This is a genomic window from Segatella copri (assembly GCF_015074785.1).
In the GTDB taxonomy this organism is placed as follows: Bacteria; Bacteroidota; Bacteroidia; order Bacteroidales; family Bacteroidaceae; genus Prevotella.
Map to the genome: position 1 here is coordinate 3,145,112 of NZ_CP042464.1, position 22,305 is coordinate 3,167,416.

General features: G+C 44.5%; 12 protein-coding genes, 2 tRNA genes and 1 pseudogene. 9 read left to right on the top strand and 6 right to left on the bottom strand.

The window, feature by feature from the left end:
• Positions 1–5 precede the first annotated feature (5 nt).
• The 4 genes from topA to FO447_RS13020 all read right to left on the bottom strand — a co-directional run bounded on the left by topA (position 6) and on the right by FO447_RS13020 (position 5,933).
• Complete coding sequence (topA, locus tag FO447_RS13005) at positions 6–2,336, bottom strand: type I DNA topoisomerase (RefSeq protein ID WP_117695295.1); 2,331 nt, start codon at positions 2,334–2,336, stop codon at positions 6–8.
• 125 nt (positions 2,337–2,461) lie between these two features.
• A complete protein-coding gene (locus FO447_RS13010; protein WP_117695293.1) occupies positions 2,462–2,989 on the bottom strand; it encodes an NUDIX hydrolase in 528 nt (175 codons plus the stop codon).
• A 118-nt stretch (positions 2,990–3,107) separates the two neighbouring features.
• On the bottom strand, positions 3,108–4,562 hold the full coding sequence (locus FO447_RS13015) for a sialate O-acetylesterase (protein WP_200756706.1): 1,455 nt from the start codon (positions 4,560–4,562) through the stop codon (positions 3,108–3,110).
• Between the two features lie 192 nt (positions 4,563–4,754).
• A complete protein-coding gene (locus FO447_RS13020; RefSeq protein WP_022120778.1) occupies positions 4,755–5,933 on the bottom strand; it encodes a TlpA disulfide reductase family protein in 1,179 nt (392 codons plus the stop codon).
• A 196-nt stretch (positions 5,934–6,129) separates the two neighbouring features.
• On the opposite strand from FO447_RS13020, the gene pnp reads away from it, so the two are divergent.
• The 5 genes and pseudogenes from pnp (at position 6,130) to FO447_RS13045 (ending at position 15,043) form a co-directional block, all read left to right on the top strand.
• The gene (gene pnp / locus FO447_RS13025; protein WP_022120777.1) at positions 6,130–8,448 is read left to right on the top strand and encodes a polyribonucleotide nucleotidyltransferase; all 2,319 of its coding nucleotides are present in this window, start codon (positions 6,130–6,132) and stop codon (positions 8,446–8,448) included.
• Between the two features lie 496 nt (positions 8,449–8,944).
• A pseudogene (locus FO447_RS13030) lies at positions 8,945–9,358 on the top strand (Arm DNA-binding domain-containing protein); the annotation flags it as partial.
• Positions 9,359–9,688: 330 nt separating this feature from the next.
• Positions 9,689–12,148, top strand: coding sequence for a PglZ domain-containing protein (locus FO447_RS13035; RefSeq protein WP_200756707.1), 2,460 nt, complete (start codon positions 9,689–9,691; stop codon positions 12,146–12,148).
• Complete coding sequence (brxL, locus tag FO447_RS13040; protein ID WP_200756709.1) at positions 12,149–14,290, top strand: BREX system Lon protease-like protein BrxL; 2,142 nt, start codon at positions 12,149–12,151, stop codon at positions 14,288–14,290.
• A 6-nt stretch (positions 14,291–14,296) separates the two neighbouring features.
• On the top strand, positions 14,297–15,043 hold the full coding sequence (locus FO447_RS13045) for a hypothetical protein (protein ID WP_200756711.1): 747 nt from the start codon (positions 14,297–14,299) through the stop codon (positions 15,041–15,043).
• A gap of 328 nt (positions 15,044–15,371) precedes the next feature.
• Here FO447_RS13045 and FO447_RS13050 read toward each other — a convergent pair.
• Together FO447_RS13050 and FO447_RS13055 are read right to left on the bottom strand one after the other, a co-directional pair.
• Positions 15,372–15,445: transfer RNA gene (locus tag FO447_RS13050), tRNA-Asn, on the bottom strand.
• 50 nt (positions 15,446–15,495) lie between these two features.
• Positions 15,496–15,569 (bottom strand) — tRNA-Asn (locus FO447_RS13055).
• A 273-nt stretch (positions 15,570–15,842) separates the two neighbouring features.
• Between FO447_RS13055 and FO447_RS13060 the strand changes: the two genes are divergently transcribed.
• The 4 genes from FO447_RS13060 to infB all read left to right on the top strand — a co-directional run bounded on the left by FO447_RS13060 (position 15,843) and on the right by infB (position 22,299).
• On the top strand, positions 15,843–17,507 hold the full coding sequence (locus tag FO447_RS13060) for a S41 family peptidase (protein ID WP_118063351.1): 1,665 nt from the start codon (positions 15,843–15,845) through the stop codon (positions 17,505–17,507).
• Between the two features lie 153 nt (positions 17,508–17,660).
• Complete coding sequence (gene rimP, locus FO447_RS13065) at positions 17,661–18,128, top strand: ribosome assembly cofactor RimP (protein ID WP_006849190.1); 468 nt, start codon at positions 17,661–17,663, stop codon at positions 18,126–18,128.
• A 3-nt stretch (positions 18,129–18,131) separates the two neighbouring features.
• On the top strand, positions 18,132–19,394 hold the full coding sequence (gene nusA, locus FO447_RS13070) for a transcription termination factor NusA (protein WP_022120775.1): 1,263 nt from the start codon (positions 18,132–18,134) through the stop codon (positions 19,392–19,394).
• A gap of 61 nt (positions 19,395–19,455) precedes the next feature.
• The gene (gene infB, locus FO447_RS13075; RefSeq protein ID WP_118151125.1) at positions 19,456–22,299 is read left to right on the top strand and encodes a translation initiation factor IF-2; all 2,844 of its coding nucleotides are present in this window, start codon (positions 19,456–19,458) and stop codon (positions 22,297–22,299) included.
• Positions 22,300–22,305: the final 6 nt, after the last annotated feature.

The following is a 22,305-nucleotide window of genomic DNA, read 5'->3' on the forward strand; positions in this document are numbered from 1 at the left end:
CATGTTTATGATTTCTTTCTGCCTCTAGCCTTTGGTTCTGGAGCAGCTTTGATAATTTCCATACACTCCTCGTATGTAAGCTCCTCTGCACTCTCATGTTTTGCCTTTGGAATGCGGTAATTCTTGCCGTCGTAAGCAATGTATGGACCATACTTGCCATTGAGAATTTCCATCTTATCGTCCTCATCGAAAACTTTGAGATGACGCTTCTCTTCGGCTTCGCGCTTTTCCTTGATCAGCTCGATGGCTCTATCCAGGGTGATGGTCAGCGGATCATCCTCCTTTGGAATAGAAACATACTTGCGGTTATGGAGGATGTAAGGACCGTAGCGACCAGAGCCAACTGTTACAGTAATGCCTTCATAATCACCGAGTTCTCTTGGCAGCTTGAAGAGTTCCAAAGCCTCTTCCAGGGTGATGGTTTCGATGCTCTTGTCTGATGGCAACTGGGCAAACTGAGGCTTGTCCTTATCCTCAGCAGAACCAATCTGTACCACAGGTCCAAAACGGCCAATCTTGACGAATACTGGCTTTCCTGTCTTTGGATCATTTCCGAGATTGCGCTCGCCGGCTTTGTGCTGGTTGCGGGCTTCCAGAACTTCCTTCACTTCAGGCTCAAAGCCCTTGTCGAAATCCTTCATCCAGTTGGTCCATTCGGTCTTTCCTTCTGCAATATCATCAAACTTCTTCTCTACGTCTGCCGTAAAGTTGTAGTTCATGATGTTCGGGAAGTTCTCCATCAGGAAGTCGTTTACTACGATGCCGATATCAGTAGGCAGAAGTTTGCCCTTTTCAGAGCCTGCCATCTCTTTCTTCAACTTCTGGGTTATCTTGATGCCCTTCAGAGAATCTATGGTAAATGTGCGCTCTTCACCCGTCTTGTCACCCTTTACCACGTATTGACGCTGCTGGATGGTACTGATAGTTGGAGCATAGGTAGATGGACGGCCGATGCCGAGATCTTCCAGTTTCTTCACCAGACTAGCCTCGGTGTATCTTGCAGGAGCCAGAGAATACTTCTCTGTAGCAAGGATTTCTCTGCGCTGCAATTCATCGCCTTCTTTCAGGGCAGGAAGAATGTGGGAAGAATCCTCAGCATGCTCTTCATCGTCGGTTGACTCGAGATAAACCTTGAGGAAACCATCGAATGAAACAACCTCGCCGGTAGCAACAAACTTTTCGCTTGTGTTGCCGATATTGATGTTGATGGTTGTCTTTTCAAGTTGTGCGTCAGCCATCTGAGATGCGATGGTACGCTTCCAGATGAGTTCGTAAAGGCGCTTCTCCTGAGCGGTTCCTTCGATGGTTGGTTCATTCATATATGTAGGACGGATAGCCTCGTGCGCTTCCTGTGCACCCTTTGAACTGGTGTGGTAGGCACGAGTCTGGCTGTATTCCTTGCCATATTCTCTGATAATCTCATCTTTGCTGGCGTTGGAACAGAGCGTAGAGAGGTTTACGCTATCGGTTCGCATGTAAGTGATGCGTCCGCTTTCGTAAAGTTTCTGGGCAATCATCATGGTCTGTACAACGGTGAAACCAAGCTTGCGTGCAGCCTCCTGTTGCAGAGTAGAAGTAGTGAAAGGTGGTGCAGGAGAACGCTTTAAAGGCTTTTTGGTTACAGATTCAACCATAAACTTAGCGTCTTTACACTTCTCAAGGAATGCTTCAACCTCTTCGTGGGTATTGAAACGCTGGTCCAGTTCTGCCTTTACCTCTGTTGCATTGCCGCTGTCACTGATCAGGGCGAAAATAGCGGTAACGCGATAGTATGGAACACTCTGGAACTTCTGGATTTCACGCTCACGTTCTACTATCAGACGGACAGCAACACTCTGTACACGACCTGCAGAAAGGGCTGGCTTAACCTTTCTCCACAAGATAGGAGAAAGCTTGAAACCTACCAGTCGGTCGAGTACACGACGAGCCTGCTGGGCATTCACCAGGTTCATGTCCAGATGGCGTGGGTTCTTGATTGCGTCAAGAATAGCCTGTTTGGTAATCTCGTGGAAGACAATACGGTTTGTCTTCTCCTCATCCAATCCCAGTACTTCGCAAAGATGCCAGCTGATGGCTTCTCCCTCGCGGTCCTCATCGGATGCTAACCAGATTTTCTTGGCTTTCTTCGCATTCGTTTTCAATTCTGTAACGAGTTTTTTCTTTTCCTCTGGAATCTCATAATCAGGTTCCATGGTTTTCTCGTTTATACTAAGTTCCTTCTTCTTCAGGTCACGGATATGACCGTAAGAAGACATAACCTTATAGTCCTTACCTAAAAACTCTTCGATCTTTTTAGCCTTCGCAGGGCTCTCGACGATTACTAAATTCTCTTGCATAAGCTTATACACAATTTTTTTCGGTTGGCAAAAGTAAGTAAACTTTTTGCTTATACCTTATTATATGGTGTTTTTTTTGGTTTTTTTAATGTTTGGGAGCCATATTTGGCTGTATTGAACCCTTTTTACCCCAATTTTGTTTCCAAATAACGATGGAGCCCTTTGCGTATGGAATCGAATGCAAACTCATCAGGATTGAGTCTGCTCAATGGTATCCAGAATGATTCTTCTGCATCGTCCATTGCTTCTATATGAGTGTCGTCTTTCACCTTCACTTCATAGAACATATCGAGGGTATGGACCATGAAACCTGAGTAAAGGTAGAGATTTGGGTAGCTGAACTGATACTTAACCTCAGTTGCATCCAGTCCGGTTTCCTCTTTTACCTCTCTTGCCATACCTTCTTCACCTGTTTCATCCATGTCAACAAAACCGCCTGGCAAATCGAGTGCCCCCTTGGCTGGGTCTTTCTTGCGCCTTACTGCCAGGAGCTCTTCCTTACTGTTGAGTATGAGAGCTACCGTAGCACTGCTTGGATTGAGGTAATAAGAGAATCCGCAGTCCTTACACTTCTTGCTCTTGATGTTGTTGATTTCGAAATGACTAGAGCCGCAAACCGGGCAAAACTGAAACTTATCTAATACGTGACTCATATTATGATTAATGTATAATGATTGATGTTTAATGGAAAAGAATTTATCTTCATGTTATAATTGAAAAGCGGCCGGTCTTTGACTGCTGAACAAAGATCGGCCGCTGGTTATCTGTTATTTACCAATTATCTGTACGGAATGGGAAGAGAGGCAGGTTGCCTGCATTTGCCATATTGCCGAGCTGGAAGTTGCGGAAACAGTAGCGAAGGGCTACTGGTTTCTTTACCTCAGGACTGGTTACGATGACGCACTCATTCCAAGGATCGTTGCCTTCCTGCCAGAAGTGCTTGGCTGTAGCCTTATGGAATACCTTGTCCTCGCCTGCAACTTCGAAACCTTCGATACCTTCAAAGCGGTTGTAGGCTCCGTAGGTGTTGTCGAAATGCACCTTTACTGTATCACCTACAATCTTCATCTCCTTGAAGGTCATGCTCTCGCTGAAGAGTCCCTTCATGCCATAGGTATTGCTGAGTGCCTGGAGTGCAAGACGTTCGCCTACAGGCTGTTTCTGACATGGATGAATCTGCTCAACCTCGTATGGGTAAACCAGGTCTTCGGTACAGACGATGCCGCTGTTTGGAATCACCTTGGCTGCATTGAACTGCTGTTCACGGAGCTTAGGTCCCCAATCGCCATTTACGTCGCCATTATGATAAGGTGCAATCTGTACGAAATAGAATGGCAGTTCGCCCTGCTTGAAGTCTCTGCGCCACTGGGCAACGAGGTCGGCAAGACGTTTGGTATACTGGCCGCCCGGGTCGCCCACGTTAGAACATCCCTGATAGAAGAGAATACCCTTTACGCTATAGTTGAGGATAGGGTGGAAAGTTCCGTTACCCCAGAGAAGAGGGTAGAGGAAATCCCACTTAAACTTAGGGTTCTTGGTCATCTTTACAGAGTCGAGATCTTCCTTGGTGTTCTTCTTCAGGTAGTCGCGGTCGAGCCAGCTTTCTACACGGCTTCCACCCTTGTTTGCCATGACCAGACCTACCGGAATATCAAGAGTCTTGTTTATTACCTGTGCAAAGAAGTATCCTGTAGCAGATGCATCGCCTACGGTTTCCGGGTTAACCTCCTTCCATTCGCAGTTGGCATCATCTAACGGCTTACTGCTCATTACGCTAGGAATCTTTACGTAATGTACGCCTTTGTACTGGTTTGCTTCGAGCACCGCCTTGTTGTAACCTTCTACAGGGCAGTTGCCGAATCCTTTTACAGGCATCTCCATGTTGCTCTGACCTGCACAAACCCATACTTCTCCTGCCAGCACATTGTTGAGAGTGGTCTTTTCGCCATCATCGAAAGTGATGGAGAGTGGGGTGTAGCTCGCCTTCGGGGTTTGTACTTTGATAGCCCATTTGCCATCCTTTCCGGTCTTGGCAGAATATTTCTGCCCAGACCATGAGGTGGTTACCTCTACTGTGGTTCCTGGTTTGTCCCATCCCCAAAGGTTAGCCTCTGTGTTTTGCTGTAAAATCATGTTGTCACCCAAGATGTGTGGCAACTTTACTTTAGCCTGTGCTCCTGTTGTGATAAGTGCCAAGGCTGCCATTGCTAAAAATTTCTTATTCATTTTTTAGGGTTTAAAAGTTTATCGTTTTTTGTTCTTAAGTTCCTTGTATGGTTCGTATTCAGATATTGCCATCTATGTTATCTTGAAAGCAGATACAGAACTGACGTTAAAGAATAAGAGTTAGAAGCTGGAAGATGAAAAGCCGAAACTGTTCTCTCCAAACTTCTAACTCCTGGTTATCTTCTGGTTATCTTAAAGAAGGTTCTTGATGGCTGCCTCTATGTCCTTAATCTGTGCATCACGTGCCTGCAGGGTGTTGGTGCGGTCAATCAGGAAGAAGGTAGGAATGCTCTGGACATTGTAGAGAGCCAGACTCTTGCCCTGAATGCCATCTTCATCGCGTACGCAAATCCAAGGGATGGCAGCGGTAGAGGTTTTCCAGAAGTGCTCGTCAGGGTCTACTGATACCTGATAAATCTCCAGTCCGGCAGCATGATACTTGTTGTAGAGTTCACGCAACATCATGATGCGCTTGGTGCTCTCTTTGCTGGCGAAGAGATGGAAGTCGAGCAGTACCACCTTGCCCTTGAGGTCGGAGAGACGGCGTACCTGTCCCTTGTTGTCCTGAAGTGCAAGTTCGATGCATCCGTTTACGCTCACCTTGCTGGCCTCAATCTGCTGCTGTGCCATCTGGTTCTCGATGATGCGGATGTCCTTCATTCCCTCGATGGCGATATTGTGGAGGTTCTTGCCACGCTCAGCGCCAGGATAGTAGGTATCCCAACTGGTTGCTACGGCAGCAAATACCTTCACGTCGTCTTTGTTGTTGCGAGGGTTGAAGATAAGTGTATTCACATTGCCCAACTGTACCGTTTGGAAGAGCGCATAGTAAGCGTATGCCTTCATTGGCTCCTTGAAGATGTAGTTGGTCTTGATGTCCTGTTTGTAAGCCTGGAGCATGCGGCCTACGATGGATTCGATAGAATCGTTGCCGATGTTAGGATCTTTCACGAGCCCGTTGATATTGCTCTGGAGAGTCATCTGCTTAAGAGACAACTCCTTGATCTTGTTGCAGTTTTCAGAACCTTCCACTTCGTATTTGAAACTCATCTGCGGATAAGCCGCCTTTACCTTGACGGTTTCTGTAGAATCGATGGAAAGATTGATGGTTTGGTTGGCGATGCGTAAGCGGTAGAACTCTGGGGTAACAGAGTCCATGGCAGCCTCGTCGAAGGCAAAGGCACCATCCTCGCCCAGTTTCACAGAGTCGATTTTCACAGGACCGTTCAGGCTGATGTTCTCCAGATAGAGCATAGAGTCCTGAGCCTCTGTGATATTGCCGTTGATGTGGAATTTCTTGTTGTTACAAGAAGTCAAAGCCAGTGCAGCTACCATAATCGCTGCCACTGAAAAGAGTCTAGTTATCTTCATGAATTTTATTATTTTGCAAAATTATCGAGTGCAAAGATAGTAATAAAATTGCGAATAATGCACCTTCTATAGATAAATTATTTAAAAAAGTGGAAAATAATTGCTGATTTATTTGTTTATTAATAATTAAAGAGGTATCTTTGCAGCGTTTTAGATATTTTAGATGTTAGACAAAACAATAAGTTTTTTAATTTAGATGAACGTAATTACAAAAAGTGTTCAGTTGCCTGATGGAAGAACCATCACAATTGAGACCGGAAAAGTTGCAAAACAGGCTGATGGTGCTGCGGTTCTCCGCATGGGTAACACAGTGCTTCTCGCAACTGTTTGTGCAGCAAAGGATGCAGTTCCGGGTACAGATTTTATGCCTTTGCAAGTAGATTATCGTGAGCAGTACAGTGCTGCAGGTCGTTTCCCTGGTGGTTTCACCAAGCGCGAAGGCAAAGCCAGCGATGAGGAAATCCTTACCTCTCGTCTTGTGGACCGTGCTTTGCGTCCACTTTTCCCTTCTAACTACCATGCAGAAGTTTACGTACAGGTAATGTTGCTCTCAGCCGATGGTGTTGACCAGCCAGATGCCCTCGCAGGTTTCGCTGCTTCAGCTGCCATGGCTTGTTCAGATATTCCTTTCGAGTACTATATCTCTGAGGTTCGTGTAGCTCGTATCAATGGTGAGTATGTTGTTAACCCTACATTCCAGCAGATGGAAGAGGCAGACATGGATATCATGGTTGGTGCTACCAAGGACAATATCATGATGGTAGAAGGTGAGATGAAGGAAGTTTCTGAGCAGGATCTCATTGGTGCCCTCAAGGTGGCTGCCGAGGCTATCAAGCCTATGTGCGAACTCCAGTATGAGTTGGCTAAGGAGAAGGGTACTGACGTGAAGCGTGAGTATGACCACGAGATCAACGATGAGGAACTCCGTGAGCAGATTAAGTCTGAGCTTTACAAGCCAGCTTATGATATCAATCATCAGGCTTTGGAGAAGCATGCACGTCAGGATGCTTTCGACAAGGTTTTGGCTGATTTCCTTGAGAAGTATGACGCTGCTCATACCGATCTTTCTGAGGAAGACTTGGAGGAGAAGCACGCTGAGGCTACCCGTTACTATGATGACGTAATGCGCGATGCTATGCGCCGTTGCATCCTCGATGAGGGCTTGCGCCTTGATGGTCGTGCTACTACAGAAATCCGTCCTATCTGGTGCGAGGTATCTCCACTCCCAATGCCTCACGGAAGCGCTATCTTCCAGCGTGGTGAGACTATGTCTCTCTCTACATGTACTCTTGGTACAAAGATGGATGAAAAGCTTATCGACGGTGTGCTCGAGAAGAGCTACCAGCGCTTCCTCCTTCACTATAACTTCCCTCCATTCTCAACAGGTGAGGCTAAGGCTCAGCGCGGTGTAGGCCGTCGTGAGATTGGTCACGGTCACTTGGCATGGCGTGGTTTGAAGGGTCAGATTCCTACAGACTTCCCTTACACAGTACGTTTGGTAAGCCAGATCTTGGAGTCTAACGGTTCTTCTTCTATGGCTACTGTTTGTGCCGGTACTCTCGCCCTGATGGATGCAGGTGTTCCTATGAAGAAGCCTGTTTCTGGTATCGCTATGGGTCTTATCAAGAACCCAGGTGAGGACAAGTACGCTATCCTCAGTGATATCCTCGGTGATGAGGACCACTTGGGTGATATGGACTTCAAGACCACTGGTACCCGCGATGGTTTGACCGCTACACAGATGGATATCAAGTGTGATGGTTTGAGCTTCGAGATTCTTGAGGAGGCTTTGATGCAGGCTAAGGCTGGTCGTGAGCACATCCTCAACTGCATGATGGAGACAATCTCTGAGCCACGTGCTGAGATGAAGCCACAGGTTCCACGTATCGTAGCATTCGATATCCCTAAGGAGTTCATCGGTGCTGTTATCGGCCCTGGTGGTAAGATTATCCAGCAGATGCAGGAGGATACTGGTGCGACAATCACTATCGAGGAGACTGATGGTAAGGGTCACGTACAGGTATCTGCTCCTAACAAGGATTCTATCGATGCAGCTTTGGCTAAGATTAAGGCAATCGTAGCTGTTCCTGAGGTTGGTGAGGTTTACGAGGGTACTGTTCGCTCTATCATGCCTTACGGTTGCTTCGTAGAGATTCTCCCTGGTAAGGATGGTTTGCTCCACATCTCTGAGATTGATTGGAAGCGTCTTGAGACAGTTGAAGAGGCTGGCATCAAGGAAGGCGACAAGATCAAGGTGAAGTTGATGGAGATTGATCCTAAGACTGGCAAGTACAAGCTCTCTCACCGTGTGTTGATGGAGAAGCCAGAGGGTTATGTAGAGCGTGAGCGTCGTCCACGTCCAGAGCGTGGTGAGCGTCGCGGTCGTCGTGATGACCGTCATGAGGGTCGTGGTGAGCGTCCAGCTCGTCAGCCACGTCGTTACGAGCATCGTAATGATGAGCAGGCTCCTAAGGAGTTCAATGACTCTTTGGATCATAACAATGATGTAGAATAATCCTAGTATTATATACATTAATAAATATAGATGGGTGTATTTCGTCAAAAAAGCGGAATGCACCCGTTTTTTGTCAGCATCCTATGAAAATGTTTCCTTAATGAAACATGCAGTTTCCCTTAGGGGAACAAATATTTTCCCTTAAGGAAAGTACATATAAAAAGTGTTTGAGAGAAGAATGAGGAAAGTTTACTGGTTATCAGTTACTTTCCTCATTTTGGTTAAAAGTGGCGAGGACAGACGAAGACGGGAATACGACAAGATGAGACAGAGGAACGTTACCTATCCGTAACCTATACCCCAAATGAGGAATGTTAAGGTTCGGAAGAATGAGGAAGGTTACGAATTGAATTTGAATACTCTGATTTATAGTGAGTTACTGATGAGTAACGTAAGATTTTTGGTTACGAACCAAATTTGCCGTGTTCTGCCGTGAAATGCGTAGCAAGAAAAGACTCTTCATGTATTAATTTTGAACGCAAAAAAGAATGACGTTATGAAGAGTACATTTTCAATTATCTTCTACCTCAAAAGACAGGTAGTAAAGAAAGATGGTACTGTTCCAGTTATGGGACGTATCACAGTGGACGGAACACAGGCGCAGTTCAGTTGCAAGACAACTGCCAATTCTGATTTGTGGGACACCAAGGGCGGACGCATGATAGGTAAGAGTATGCAGGCTTTGGAGGTGAACCGTAAATTGGACAAGATGCGTGTGAGTATCAGCAAGCATTATCAGGAGATTATGGACAGGGACAACTTCGTCACTGCCGACAAGGTGAAGAACGCCTTTCTTGGCTTGGAGTATCGTTGCCATACACTGATGAAAGTCTATTCCCAAAGCCGTGATGAAATGGAAAAGCAATATAAGGCTGGCATGAAATCTTTGAGTACATACACGAAGTATAGATAAAAAGCTGATAGAGGATTACCTCTTGAAATTTGGCTCTGCTTCAAGAACTGATTTGGATGAACTCTTATTGGACAAATTACCTGATGTGCTTGATGAGACACAAAAATATAATAAGGTGACAAATCTTCTTGCTTCTTTAAGAAGAGCAGGAAAGATACATGTTATTGGTAGGAAATGGCTCTTATGCAATTAGTATAATAAGGTGAAAGTTTACAAGAAAATTGGTTGTATTTACAAGAGAGTAAATGTAAACTCTTGAAAACCAGTTGGTTGAAAGCTTTAAGGTTTACAAGAATACAAGAAGATTTACAAGAAAATTACAAGAAGATGGACATACAAGGATATATCATAGACCACTGGTTGGGGAAGATGAGCGCAGAGAAACCTGTGCTCGTCATCTACGACCGTAATGCGCTTTATCATAGTGTTTTGCCTCTAGCAGAGGAAAAAGGAGTGAAGGTGATAGACACAACCAAGGGCTTACTGCATGCTCGGCTGGCTGCGTCTCGTTTTTGGTGTGGTGAACTGGCAGAGAATAATGATTTGCGTATGATTATCTATCGCCAGATGCCTCAACCAACTACCGACCGTCAGTGGGTAGAGGAGCCTTATAGTGCTTTCAAAAATGCAGCGGCAATGTTTCCTGTAGGCCCACAAGATGACTATAAGTACATCTGTCAGTCGTTTTTGCCAACCAAGAAAGACGAGATTGAACGCCTGTTTGCGAGTGGAACTACATCTTTCAATATGATTAATGCCTTGCTTGATGGAGCGGCTTATCCTGCTTTGGAACAATTGACTGGTGGCAAGAGCTTTGTTGAGATGACGGTGGGCTTGTTGGCTCAAACGTTTTCTTCGGATATGGCATGGTTACCTGAATGGGCTCGTTTTGCGGAGATTCAATATCCGGGGCTTGATAGTAACGGAATCTCACTTCAGGATATTCAGCAGAAACTATGGATGTATTTGCTGTTTAGTGAGTTCGTTTTCGATTTGCCTTCGGCTTTACCTGATAGCTTGAAGACGGTTGCTATGGCACCGGTTGAAATCAAGGATAAGATCTATTCGGTGTGTGATCATTTGCGTCGCAGAAGCGACTTGCGTGAGATTTATGTGAGAATGGCACGTAAAACGGCGGATGCTTTCCAACTTGCTGATTTGTTTGCGAAGTCCAAACATTTGGGTGACCGCGTGACATTTGCTTTTGAAAATAAGGTGGAATACGAACGTTTCGTAGCTTATCTCAAAGAGGGTAAGTTAGGAGAGGCTCATAAGTTGCTCAAAAAGAATATCGAAGACGTTTGGTATCAGGAAGATTCTGAGGTGTCAACGTTTTGGAAGTTGGCTGGTTATGCCTTGCAAATCGCTGATTGTGTGAATCGGGGAGTAAAGAGCGATGGAGATATCCAGGATTTGGTGGAATGGTATGTTGGCAGTGGTCAGGAAGCTGATAAAGCTTACCGTAGATATTTGACTGATAGCCAGGAAGTAGTCTCTCTTCCTACTGCAGTAAAGACAATGACACAATATGTAGAAGGCTTGTATGCAGACTTTACTGAGCGTAGTGTCAAGGAGTATCAGATGCGTGCCGGGGAAATCAAGAATCATGAGCAACTGCGAAACCAGGGATGTATAGATATCGTATATCCAGCCCTGAAAGAAGGTAAGCGGGTGGCTTTATTTTTTGTGGATGCTTTCCGCTATGAGATGGGTAAATGTTTTGCTGATAGTATGATGCGCAATGAACCAGATCAAGTAAAGATAGGGGCTAAGTTGTCTTTCCTGCCTTCTGTTACTCGATTTGGTATGGCTGCTCATTTGGGACATGTGAAAATTGTGGAACAAAACGGAAAGCTTCAACCTTCTGTAGATGGCAGAGTGATTATAACGCCTGATGACCGACTGGATTATTTGCAGCAGAAAACCCATGTAGTAACGCAAGATGTGCGTTTGGAAAATTTCGATATGTCTGCCATAGAAGACAATGTACAATTGTTGGTTATAAGAAGTCAGGATATGGATACTGCTGGAGAAGAAATCAAGTTGAGTGGGCTTGCCGTGATGGATAAGGTGTTGGTGCGTCTGGCGCGTGCCTTGAATGCCTGCAAGCAAAAAAGCTTTGATATGGCTGTCTTTGTTGCTGACCATGGATTTATGGTGCAGTCAAGTTTCCATGTGGGTAATTTGATAGATAAACCTATGGGTAGTGATGTCTCGCTGGAAGAAAGTCGCTTGTTGGTAGGTAATCTGAATGACAGCGAGGATACTTTGTCCTTTACTCCTGAAGAACTGGGACTGGATGCTGAGGTTATGAAACTATGTTATGCCAAGAACTTTACTGTGTTTAGAAAAGGTGAAGTGTTTTACCATGAAGGCTTGTCGCTCCAGGAGAATGTGGTACCTGTGATAACTGTACAGTTGCAGAATAAGCAAAAAAAGCAGAAGTATAGCGTGGAATTAAAGTATAAAGGGAATACGTTTGGTACAGTTTATACTTGCCGTCCGTTGATTGATATTAATATCCATCAGGATGATTTGTTTTCAGATGGAGTAAATATAAGATTAATAGTGTCTGATGGCGAAGGCCATGCAATAGGCGCACCGAGTGGTAAATTCTATGATGATGTTACGCAGACAGCACAAATACCTTCTGGTGTTACTCAATACCGTCAGCCGATAGTTATAGATGAAGAATATGGGGGTGACAGTATTGTTGTGTCTGCGTTGGATGCCGATACCCATGCTACGCTCTCTACATTGAAGTTGAACTTTGAAAATGATTTGTAAATGGATGCTTTAGATATGAAACTTAACCATGCTTTCCCAGGAAAGGTGGTTCGCAAGGACCTGCTGCATGATATTAAGCGTGCTGTGAACGTTCCTTCCTTTGTCTTGGAGTTCCTGCTGTCACGTTATTGTGCCAGTGAGGATCCCGAAGAAATAGAGGAAGGAAAGAAAGCTGTGCTGCAAACTATAGAAAAATGCTATGTTCGACCAGATGAATCTAACAAGGCACAGGCAATCGTGGAGCAGAAAAAACGCCATAAATTCATTGATAAGATTCATGTGAAATATGTGGAGCGGGAAAAGCGTTACTGGGCTGAGATGGAGAATTTTGCCTCCAAGCGTATTGCCATCAATCCTTGTTTCTATCAGGAAAACGAAAAATTGCTCGAGAGTGGCATCTGGGCTGAGATAACTTTGGCATATAATGAAGTGGAGGAGGATGACTATGCCTTCTTCATCGAAGATTTGCGCCCTATCCAAATTGCCCATTTTGATGCAGAAAAGTTCTTTCGTGGTCGTGAGCAATTTACTACTGATGAGTGGATGGATGTTCTGATTCGTAGTATTGGCATTAATCCTGATTGGCTTTCTGAAAGATCACGTCAGCTGAATAGCGATAAGAATGGTAGAAGATTGAAATTTCATATTCTCTCCCGCTTCCTGCCATTGGTTCAAAGTAATTATAATAGCATTGAGTTGGGAGGCAGAAGTACCGGTAAGAGCTATTTTTATTCGGAGTTCTCTCCTTATTCTACTTTGTTGTCTGGTGGACAGGCTTCAACTGCCACATTACTATATAATAATCAACGCAAGCAAGTGGGTGCTGTTGGTTATTGGGATAATGTCGCCTTTGATGAGGTTGCCAAGATGAAAATCAAGGATGCCGATACCGTGCAAATCATGAAAGATTATATGGCTAATGGTCGTTTCTCGCGTGGTAGGGAAGTGACAGGCTATGCCAGTTTCTCTTTTGTTGGTAACTTTGACTTGAATATCCAGCAGATAGTTAATAATTATGATAAAGATTTGCTGGTTACTTTGCCTGAAGCTTTCGATCTCGCTGTAATCGATCGTATCTACAACTATATTCCAGGGTGGGAGATACCGAAGATTGATGACAGTGCTTATAATAACGGTTTTGGATTGATCACGGATTATATGTCAGAGGCACTTCATTACTTATTTGTGCATGATAGTGACTACGTGGGGGTAGTCAATGCCCGTTTGAAGAAGGGTGATAATATTGAAGGCCGTGATAACCGTGCCTTACAAAAAACGATATCTGGCTTTATCAAGTTGTTGTTCCCGACAGGTCAACCAACTGATGAGGAGTTCGATGAAATAGTGGAATATGCGATAGAAGGCCGTCGTCGTGTGAAGGAACAATTGAATAAGCGTAAGCCTGATGAGGAATACGCTCGTATCAATATGTCATATATAAATAGGGATGGAAAGAAAATTATAGTATATTGTCCGGAAAGTAAGTATAGCAAGGCAACCCAGAATCCTCGTAAAGATCCTGAAGTGGCAGTTTTGACCGAAGCTTATGATGAAATGCCTTTTGAGAATGCACCTTCAAAGGTTATGGAGGATCGTCCTATGATGAAACCTCTAATTGTTGAAGATAATTCTCCTAAAGAGAAGACAATTGATGTGCAATATGGCGATATAGGTTATGGTTATGATGACTTGTTTGCTGACTATCTGAAGGGGGCAAAGGTGGTTATGCTCGAAGAACCTTACTTGTCACATGGCTATCAGGTAACCAATTTGGTTCGATTCATCGAATTATTGGTAAAGATAGGTGACTGTAAAGTTTTTAAGTTGATTACAAAACTCGGCGATACGGTAGAAGAGTCATCTTATATAAAAGATAGTTTGAGTGGTATCAAGGAAACCCTGGCTGATATGGATGGCAACATAATGACATTTGAATATGAATTTGATGAAAACTCTCATGACCGTTACATCCGCACTAGTAATGATTGGGACATCACCCTTGGTCGTGGTCTTCATTTCTATCAGAACTTGAATCCAAGCAAGGATAGTCGTAACTACTTCCAGATGGGAACCTACGATCTTTCCCTTCGTCCATGTTTGAAGACAAGATTTACTTTTATCAAAAGAGATTCTAAAGAATAAATGCGTATGGATAGTAAATGTAAATATTGGATGTTATTATTGACACTGTTGTGTGTCATATCATTAGGTTTTTCTTTATTTAGAGTGTTTCCCTGTGAAGTTGGTAATGAGACGTTTTTAGGAATAGTACTTTCTGCTGTCGGTATCATTGTTACTTTGGTTATGGGATATCAGATATTTAGTGTTGTTGAATTTAGAGGTGAACTTCAAAAGCAAAAAGAAGAAAATATTAAGTTGGCTCATGATAATGCAAAACTTCAACAAATGATTAGAAATCAAATGGGTGCATTAGATAAGCAAAAGGGTCGTATAGAGGAAGGGCTTAATATGTGTTTTTCTTATATTAATTATTTTTCGGGTCAAGATGTTTGTACTGCTTTTGGCGCATTTGTACCTATGTTGGATGCTTTGTACTATTCATTGGATTCTGATGAAGATGGTATTGACGATATATTCTCTAGCTTACAGTTATTTGTTAGCAAAATCCAAACACAATCTTTTGCAATGCCAGGAGGGTATGGTGATGTTCATGGAAAGTATATAATAACAGACCCACAGCATCCTTTTTATAATCGCACAATTGATGAATATATGAATTCTCGTTTGAAGCCTGTAAAGACTATTGATGATAAAATTCGCAATCATAAGAACTATAAGTTTATTAAAGTTTCATATGAAGATATTATGGCTTTATTCAATGAGAAGGTGGCAAAGATTATTCAGGATCCTCAGAATTTATCTTTTTCGAGATAAGACAATTTGAAAATGAAGTTTCTTGTTGACGGTTGAAAGTCCTTAGTGATTTTCAACTTGTCAACTTTGATACTTGACAATCCTTATAATACTCTACGATTTTGTAGAGTTATATGCTCAGGGATTCTGCAATGGGTGCAAAAGAGAGAATAGACTATAAATATTGGGTGCAAATCCTCTGATTTTGCAGAATTGCATGTTGAAGATTCTGCAATGGGGCAAGTGAAATGGAGGTCTATGAATTATGGGTGCAAATAGGGTGCAACTTTGAAATGTATAAAAACAAAAGAGCCTTGCAAGTAGTTGACTTGCAAGGCTTTATCTTTTGCGCTTCAAGATGGGCTTGAACCAACGACCCCCTGATTAACAGTCAGGTGCTCTAACCAACTGAGCTATTGAAGCAATTTGCTATGAAAGAAGATGAGTTACGAGGCTAACCTGAAACTCTCTTGCGCTTCAAGATGGGCTTGAACCAACGACCCCCTGATTAACAGTCAGGTGCTCTAACCAACTGAGCTATTGAAGCATTTTTTCTGTAAAGAACATGACGTTCCTTATTTGCGTGTGCAAAAGTACTAACTTTTCTTCATTCTGCCAAATTTTTTGCTGACTTTTTTCGCTTTTTCTCTAAAAAAGTGTATTTTTTCTTATCTTTGTGCCACTTTTTGCCTATTTTATGGTGTTTTTCGCAAAGAAATGAGTACTTTTGTGGTCGAAATCTTCTCCCGAGGGCGAATGCCGTGAAGAGGAGGAGGAAATAACCAATAAGTTGAATCATATACAATTAAATAAGGTAACAATGAAAAGAATACTGTTCTCCTTGCTTATGGTGCTCCTGGCAGTTCCTACTTTTGCCCAGGTTGACAAAGATCATGACTTCAAAGCCGCAAAGAATATGGAAATATTCAATGCCATCTACAAGAATCTCGATTTGATGTATGTTGATACGCTCGATGCTGAAGTTGTGGTCGGTAATGGTATCAATGCCATGTTGCGTAGTCTCGACCCTTATACTACCTATTATCCTGAGCAGAAGATGAAGGAACTCAAGAACCTGCTCACCGGCAAGTATGCGGGTGTAGGTGCGGTGATACGCTACAATTTCCAGTTGCAGCGCGTCTGTATCAGCGAGCCTTACGAGAATATGCCTGCTGCAGAAGTGGGACTGAAGAAGGGTGACATCATCCTGAGTATTGATGATGAGGATATGACCAATAAGGAGGTGAGCTATGTCAGCGATCATCTTCGTGGTGATCCGGGTTCTTCTTTCATGCTGAAAGTTAAGCGTCCAAGTACAGGCAAGACGATGAAGGTGAAGGTAACACGCCGTACCATCCAGTTGCCGTTCTTGCCTTATTATGGCATGTTGGAGGGCAGCATCGGTTACATAAACTTCAATTCCTTTACCGAGCAGTCTGCCAAGGAAGTGCGTCGTGCTTTCATCGATTTGAGAAAGCAAGGAGCCAAGAGTCTTGTCTTCGATCTGCGTAATAATGGTGGTGGTTCTGTTACCGAAGCGGTCAGCATCATCAATATGTTCTTGCCTAAAGGTAAGACAGTCTTGGAGATGAAGGGAAAGTTGCAGCGTTCTAATCATGTTTATAAGACCACGGTTGAACCGATAGATTCCGTTATGCCGATGGTGGTATTGGTGAACGAGAATTCTGCCAGTGCCAGTGAAATCATGAGCGGCAGTCTGCAGGATTATGACCGTGCTGTAATATTAGGTACGCGCACGTATGGAAAGGGATTGGTGCAGACTACCATGGATTTGCCTTATAACGGACAGGTGAAACTCACTACTGCTAAATATTTCATTCCTAGCGGTCGATGCGTTCAGGCACTCAACTATAAGCACGATAAGGGTGGTTATGTGGAGCATGTTCCCGACTCTCTTACCAAGGTGTTCTATACCGCAGGTGGCAGAGAAGTGAGAGATGGAGGTGGCGTGAAGCCGGATGTAGAAGTAAAGCCTGATTCTTTGCCAAACATCGCCTTCTATCTGGCTGGTGCCCGCGACAGTAATGAGGTGATGCTTAATTATGAGGTTGATTATATCGCCAAGCATCCTGCTATTGCTCCTGCGAAGGAATTCTCGCTGACCGATGCCGACTATGATGAATTCAAGACACGCGTGTTGAAGGCTAACTTCCAGTACGACCGTGAAACAGAAAAGTATCTCAAGGACTTGGAAAAACTCGCTAAGTTTGAAGGCTACTACGATGATGCCAAGGCTGAGTTTGAGGCTTTGAAGAAAAAACTGAGTCATAATGTGGCAAAGGATCTGGATTATAACAAGGATTACATCAAGCATCTGTTGGAAAATGACATCGTTTCTGCCTATTATTTCCAGCGCGGTGCCATCCAGAATTCCATGCGTTACGACAAGCAGATTAAGGAAGCAGTAAAATTGCTGAATTCTCCATCAGAATACGAAAAAATACTGCATCCTGTGAAGAAATAAGTACAAAAACGTGCACAATCGATTAAAAATGTGCACGTTGCGAATAAAAAGTTGCATTTTTTTTGGCTAATCACAAAAATATTTGTAATTTTGCAACGTTCAGTGGAATGAGGGGCTCACAAGAGTTCCTCATTTTATTTTAATAAGGTATATATGATTGATAAAAACGTCGTAAAAAAATTAGTTGAAGAATGGCTCCAAGATAAGGAATATTTCTTGGTAAGCATTGAAATCAGTCCCGACGATAGAATCGTTGTTGAGATTGACCATGCCGATGGAGTATGGATTGAGGATTGTGTTGCCTTGAGTAAGTATATTGAGGATCATTTGAACCGTGACGAGGAAGACTATGAGCTCGAAGTTGGCTCTGCAGGCTTGGGTCAACCGTTCAAAGTTCCGCAGCAGTATATCAATTTCATTGGCAAGGAGGTAGAGGTGCTTGATGCCGACGGCAAGAAGGTGAAGGGTATCTTGAAAGCTGTTGAAGGAAATGACTTCACAGTTGGCGTTGAAGAAAAGGTAAAGGTTGAAGGTAAAAAACGTCCGGTTAAGCAGGAGGTTGATCACGTTTACCAGATGGATAAAGTAAAATATACAAAATACATAATTAGTTTCAATTAAGTTATGGCTAAAAAAGAGCAAGAATTGACAGCGAGTATGATTGATACATTCCGCGAGTTTAAAGAAACAAAGAATATCGACCGTACTACATTGGTAAGTGTATTGGAGGAGAGCTTCCGTAATGTACTTGCCAAGATTTTTGGTAGTGACGAAAACTTTGATGTCATCGTGAACCCTGACAAGGGTGACTTCGAAATTTATCGCAACCGTATAGTTGTTGCTGATGGCGAAGTTGAAGATGAAAATAAGGAAATTACACTTTCTGAGGCTCGTAAGATTGAGCCGGATTACGAGGTTGGTGAGGATGTAAGTGAGACGGTTGACTTCAATAAGTTTGGTCGTCGTGCCATCTTGACTCTTCGTCAGACTTTGGCTTCCAAGATTCTTGAGTTGGAGCATGATTCACTCTACAACAAATACAAGGATCGCGTAGGTCAGGTTATCTCTGGTGAGGTTTATCAGGTTTGGAAGCGCGAGGTTCTGATTGTAGATGATGAGAACAACGAGCTCATGTTGCCTAAGACTGAGCAGATTCCTGGTGATACTTACCGCAAGGGTGAGACTGTTCGTGCGGTCATCCTTCGTGTAGACAACGAGAACAATAATCCAAAGATTATCTTGAGCCGTACTGCTCCAATCTTCCTGCAGCGCCTGTTGGAGGCTGAGGTTCCTGAGATTGCAGACGGTCTGATTGCAATCCGCCGTATCGCCCGTCTTCCGGGAGAGCGTGCTAAGATTGCTGTTGAAACATTCGATGAGCGTATCGACCCGGTTGGCGCATGTGTAGGTGTTAAAGGTAGCCGCGTTCACGGTATCGTTCGCGAACTTTGCAACGAGAATCTCGATGTCATCAACTACTCAAGCAATACTAAACTCTTCATTCAGCGTGCGTTGGCTCCAGCCAAGGTTTCTTCAATCAATGTTGATGATGAGAACAAGAAAGCAGAGGTTTACTTGCAGCCTGAGGAAGTTAGTTTGGCTATCGGCCGTGGCGGTATGAACATCAAACTGGCTTCTATGCTTACAGAATATACCATCGACGTATTCCGTGAGGTAGACGAGAATGAGGCCGATGAGGATATCTACTTGGATGAGTTCTCTGATGAGATTGACCAGTGGGTTATCGATGCTATCAAGGGCATCGGTCTTGATACTGCCAAGCAGGTACTCAATGCACCTCGCAACTTGCTGATAGAGAAGGCCGACCTCGAAGAGGAGACCGTTGATCATGTACTCAGCGTGTTGCGCGCCGAATTCGAACAATAATTCCCTTGCCAGCGAGTGCTTGCAGGGAATCTAACTTTAAAAATAGGAGAATAAATAATTTATGAGCATCAGATTAAATAAAGCACTACGTGAATTAAATATAGGACTTCAGACGGCAGTTGAATTCCTAGAGAAAAGAAAAGACCTGGGAGATGTCAAGGCAGAACCGAGCTTCAAACTCACCGACCAGCAATACAAGGCATTGAATGATGCCTTCAGTCAGGACAGAGAGGTTCGTGATCAGGCTGAGAAACTCTTTACCAAAAAAGCAAAAGATAAGAAGCGTGCGCCAGAGCAGAAGGACAATCGCGCTGAAAGCTTGTTGGAGTCTAATGGACAGCAGCAGTATAAGCCGCTGGGAAAGATTGACTTGGACAATATCGGTAAGAAGCCTGCTGCAGAGTCTGTTGCGGATAAGCCTGAGACTGCTGCCGTCAGTCCTGAGCAGAAGAAAGACGCTCCTAAGGCTGAGCAAAAGAAGGAACAGAAGCCACAACAGGCTTCTCAGCATAAACAGCAAATGAAACAGGAAAATCATCAGAAATCACAGCAGTCAAACGCTCAGATGAATAAGCAGAATGCTCCTCAGGGAAAGAAAGAGCATCATCATGCTAAGAATGAAACTGCACAGCATTCTGCTGGCGCAGCAGACAACAGCGTGTTTACTCTCAAGAGTGAGAAGAAGTTTACTGCTAATGAGCCTAAGGTGTTGGGCAAGATAGATTTGTCTTCTCTCAACCAGAGCACTCGTCCTAAGAAGAAAACCAAGGAGGAGCGCCGCAAGGAACGTGAGGAGAAAATGGCTCAACAGCACAATGAGCGCAAAAAGCGTGTTCGTATCAACAAAGAACGTGTTGACATCAATGCCGAAGCTAAGAATAATGGCGGAGGTAATGGCAACAACGGCGGTAATAACAAGAAGAACAAAAACCGCAACAGAAATAATAACAATAATAATCGCGGCAATAACAACAACCGCGGCAACCAGCGCCAGATCGAGGTTGATGACGAGGCTGTAGCACGCCAGGTTAAGGAGACTCTTGCACGTTTGACCAGCAAGAGTCAGAACAAGAAGGGTGCTAAGTACCGTAAGGAGAAGCGTGAGGCTGTTCAGGAGAAGTTGCAGGATCAGGCTCGTCAGGAGCAGAAGGAAAGCAAGACCCTGAAACTTACTGAGTTCGTTACCGTTAGCGAGTTGGCTACGATGATGGATATCAGCGTTACTCAGGTTATCTCTACGCTGATGGGCGTAGGTATCATGGTATCTATCAACCAGCGCCTGGATGCAGAGACCATCAACATGGTAGCTGAGGAGTTCGGTTTCAAGACCGAATACGTGAGTGCCGAGGTTCAGGAGGCCGTGAGCGAGGAAGTGGATGATGAGAACGACTTGGTTCCACGTGCTCCAATCGTAACCGTCATGGGTCACGTAGACCATGGTAAGACCTCTTTGCTCGACTATATCCGCAATACCAATGTGATTGCCGGTGAGGCAGGTGGTATTACCCAGCATATCGGTGCCTATAGTGTGACCCTGAAAAGCGGTCGCAAGGTAACCTTCCTTGATACTCCAGGCCACGAGGCGTTTACCGCCATGCGTGCCCGTGGTGCCCAGGCTACCGATATCGCCATCATCATCATCGCAGCCGATGACTCTGTGATGCCTACTACCAAGGAGGCTATCGCTCATGCCCAGGCTGCCGGTGTGCCTATGGTATTCGCAATCAACAAGATTGATAAGCCAGGTGCTAACCCAGACCGTATCCGTGAGGACTTGGCTAACATGAACCTGCTCGTTGAGGAGTGGGGTGGTAAGTATCAGTGCCAGGAAATCAGTGCCAAGAAGGGTATCGGTGTTCACGATTTGCTCGACAAGGTGCTCCTCGAGGCTGACATGCTCGACTTGAAGGCTAACCCTAACCGTCGTGCTACAGGTACCATCATCGAGTCTTCTCTCGACAAGGGTCGTGGATATGTTTCTACCGTATTGGTAGCCAACGGTACCTTGAAGGTTGGCGACATCGTACTCGCCGGTACTTCTTGGGGTCGTGTTAAGGCGATGTTCAATGAGCGTAATGCCAACATCAAGTCAGCAGCTCCTGCTGAGCCAGCTATCATCCTCGGTTTGAACGGTGCGCCTACTGCAGGTGACCAGTTCCACGTAATCGAGACTGAGCAGGAGGCTCGCGAAATCGCCAACAAGCGTGAGCAGTTGCAGCGTGAGCAGGGCTTGCGTACTCAGAAGCGCTTGACCCTGGGTGATATCTCTCACCGTATCGCACGTGGTGAGTTCCATGAGTTGAACGTCATCGTGAAGGGTGATACCGATGGTTCTGTTGAGGCTTTGAGCGACTCATTCATCAAGCTTTCTACCGAGAAGGTTCAGGTGAACGTGGTGAACAAGGCTGTGGGTCAGATTTCTGAGAACGACGTGATGCTGGCATCTGCATCAGATGCAGTCATCGTTGGTTTCCAGGTTCGTCCATCTGCCGATGCTCGCAAGGCTGCCGACCGTGAGGGTGTTGAAATCAACACATACTCTATCATCTACGATGCTATCGACGATATCAAGAGTGCGATGGTTGGTATGCTCGACAAGGTGAAGAAGGAAATCGTTACCGGTCAGGTTGAGGTTAAGCAAACCTTCAAGATTTCTAAGGTGGGTACTATTGCCGGTGGTCTCGTTACCGAGGGTAAGGTACACGCTAAGGATAAGGCTCGCGTCATCCGTGACGGTATCGTGATACGTACTGCAGAAATCGGTGCCTTGAAGCGTTACAAGGACGATGTCAAGGAGGTGGTTACCGGTATGGAATGCGGTTTGAGCCTCGTCAACTACAACGATATTCAGGAGGGCGACGTTATCGAGACCTTCACTGAGATCGAGGTAGAGCAGAAGCTTTAATAAAGT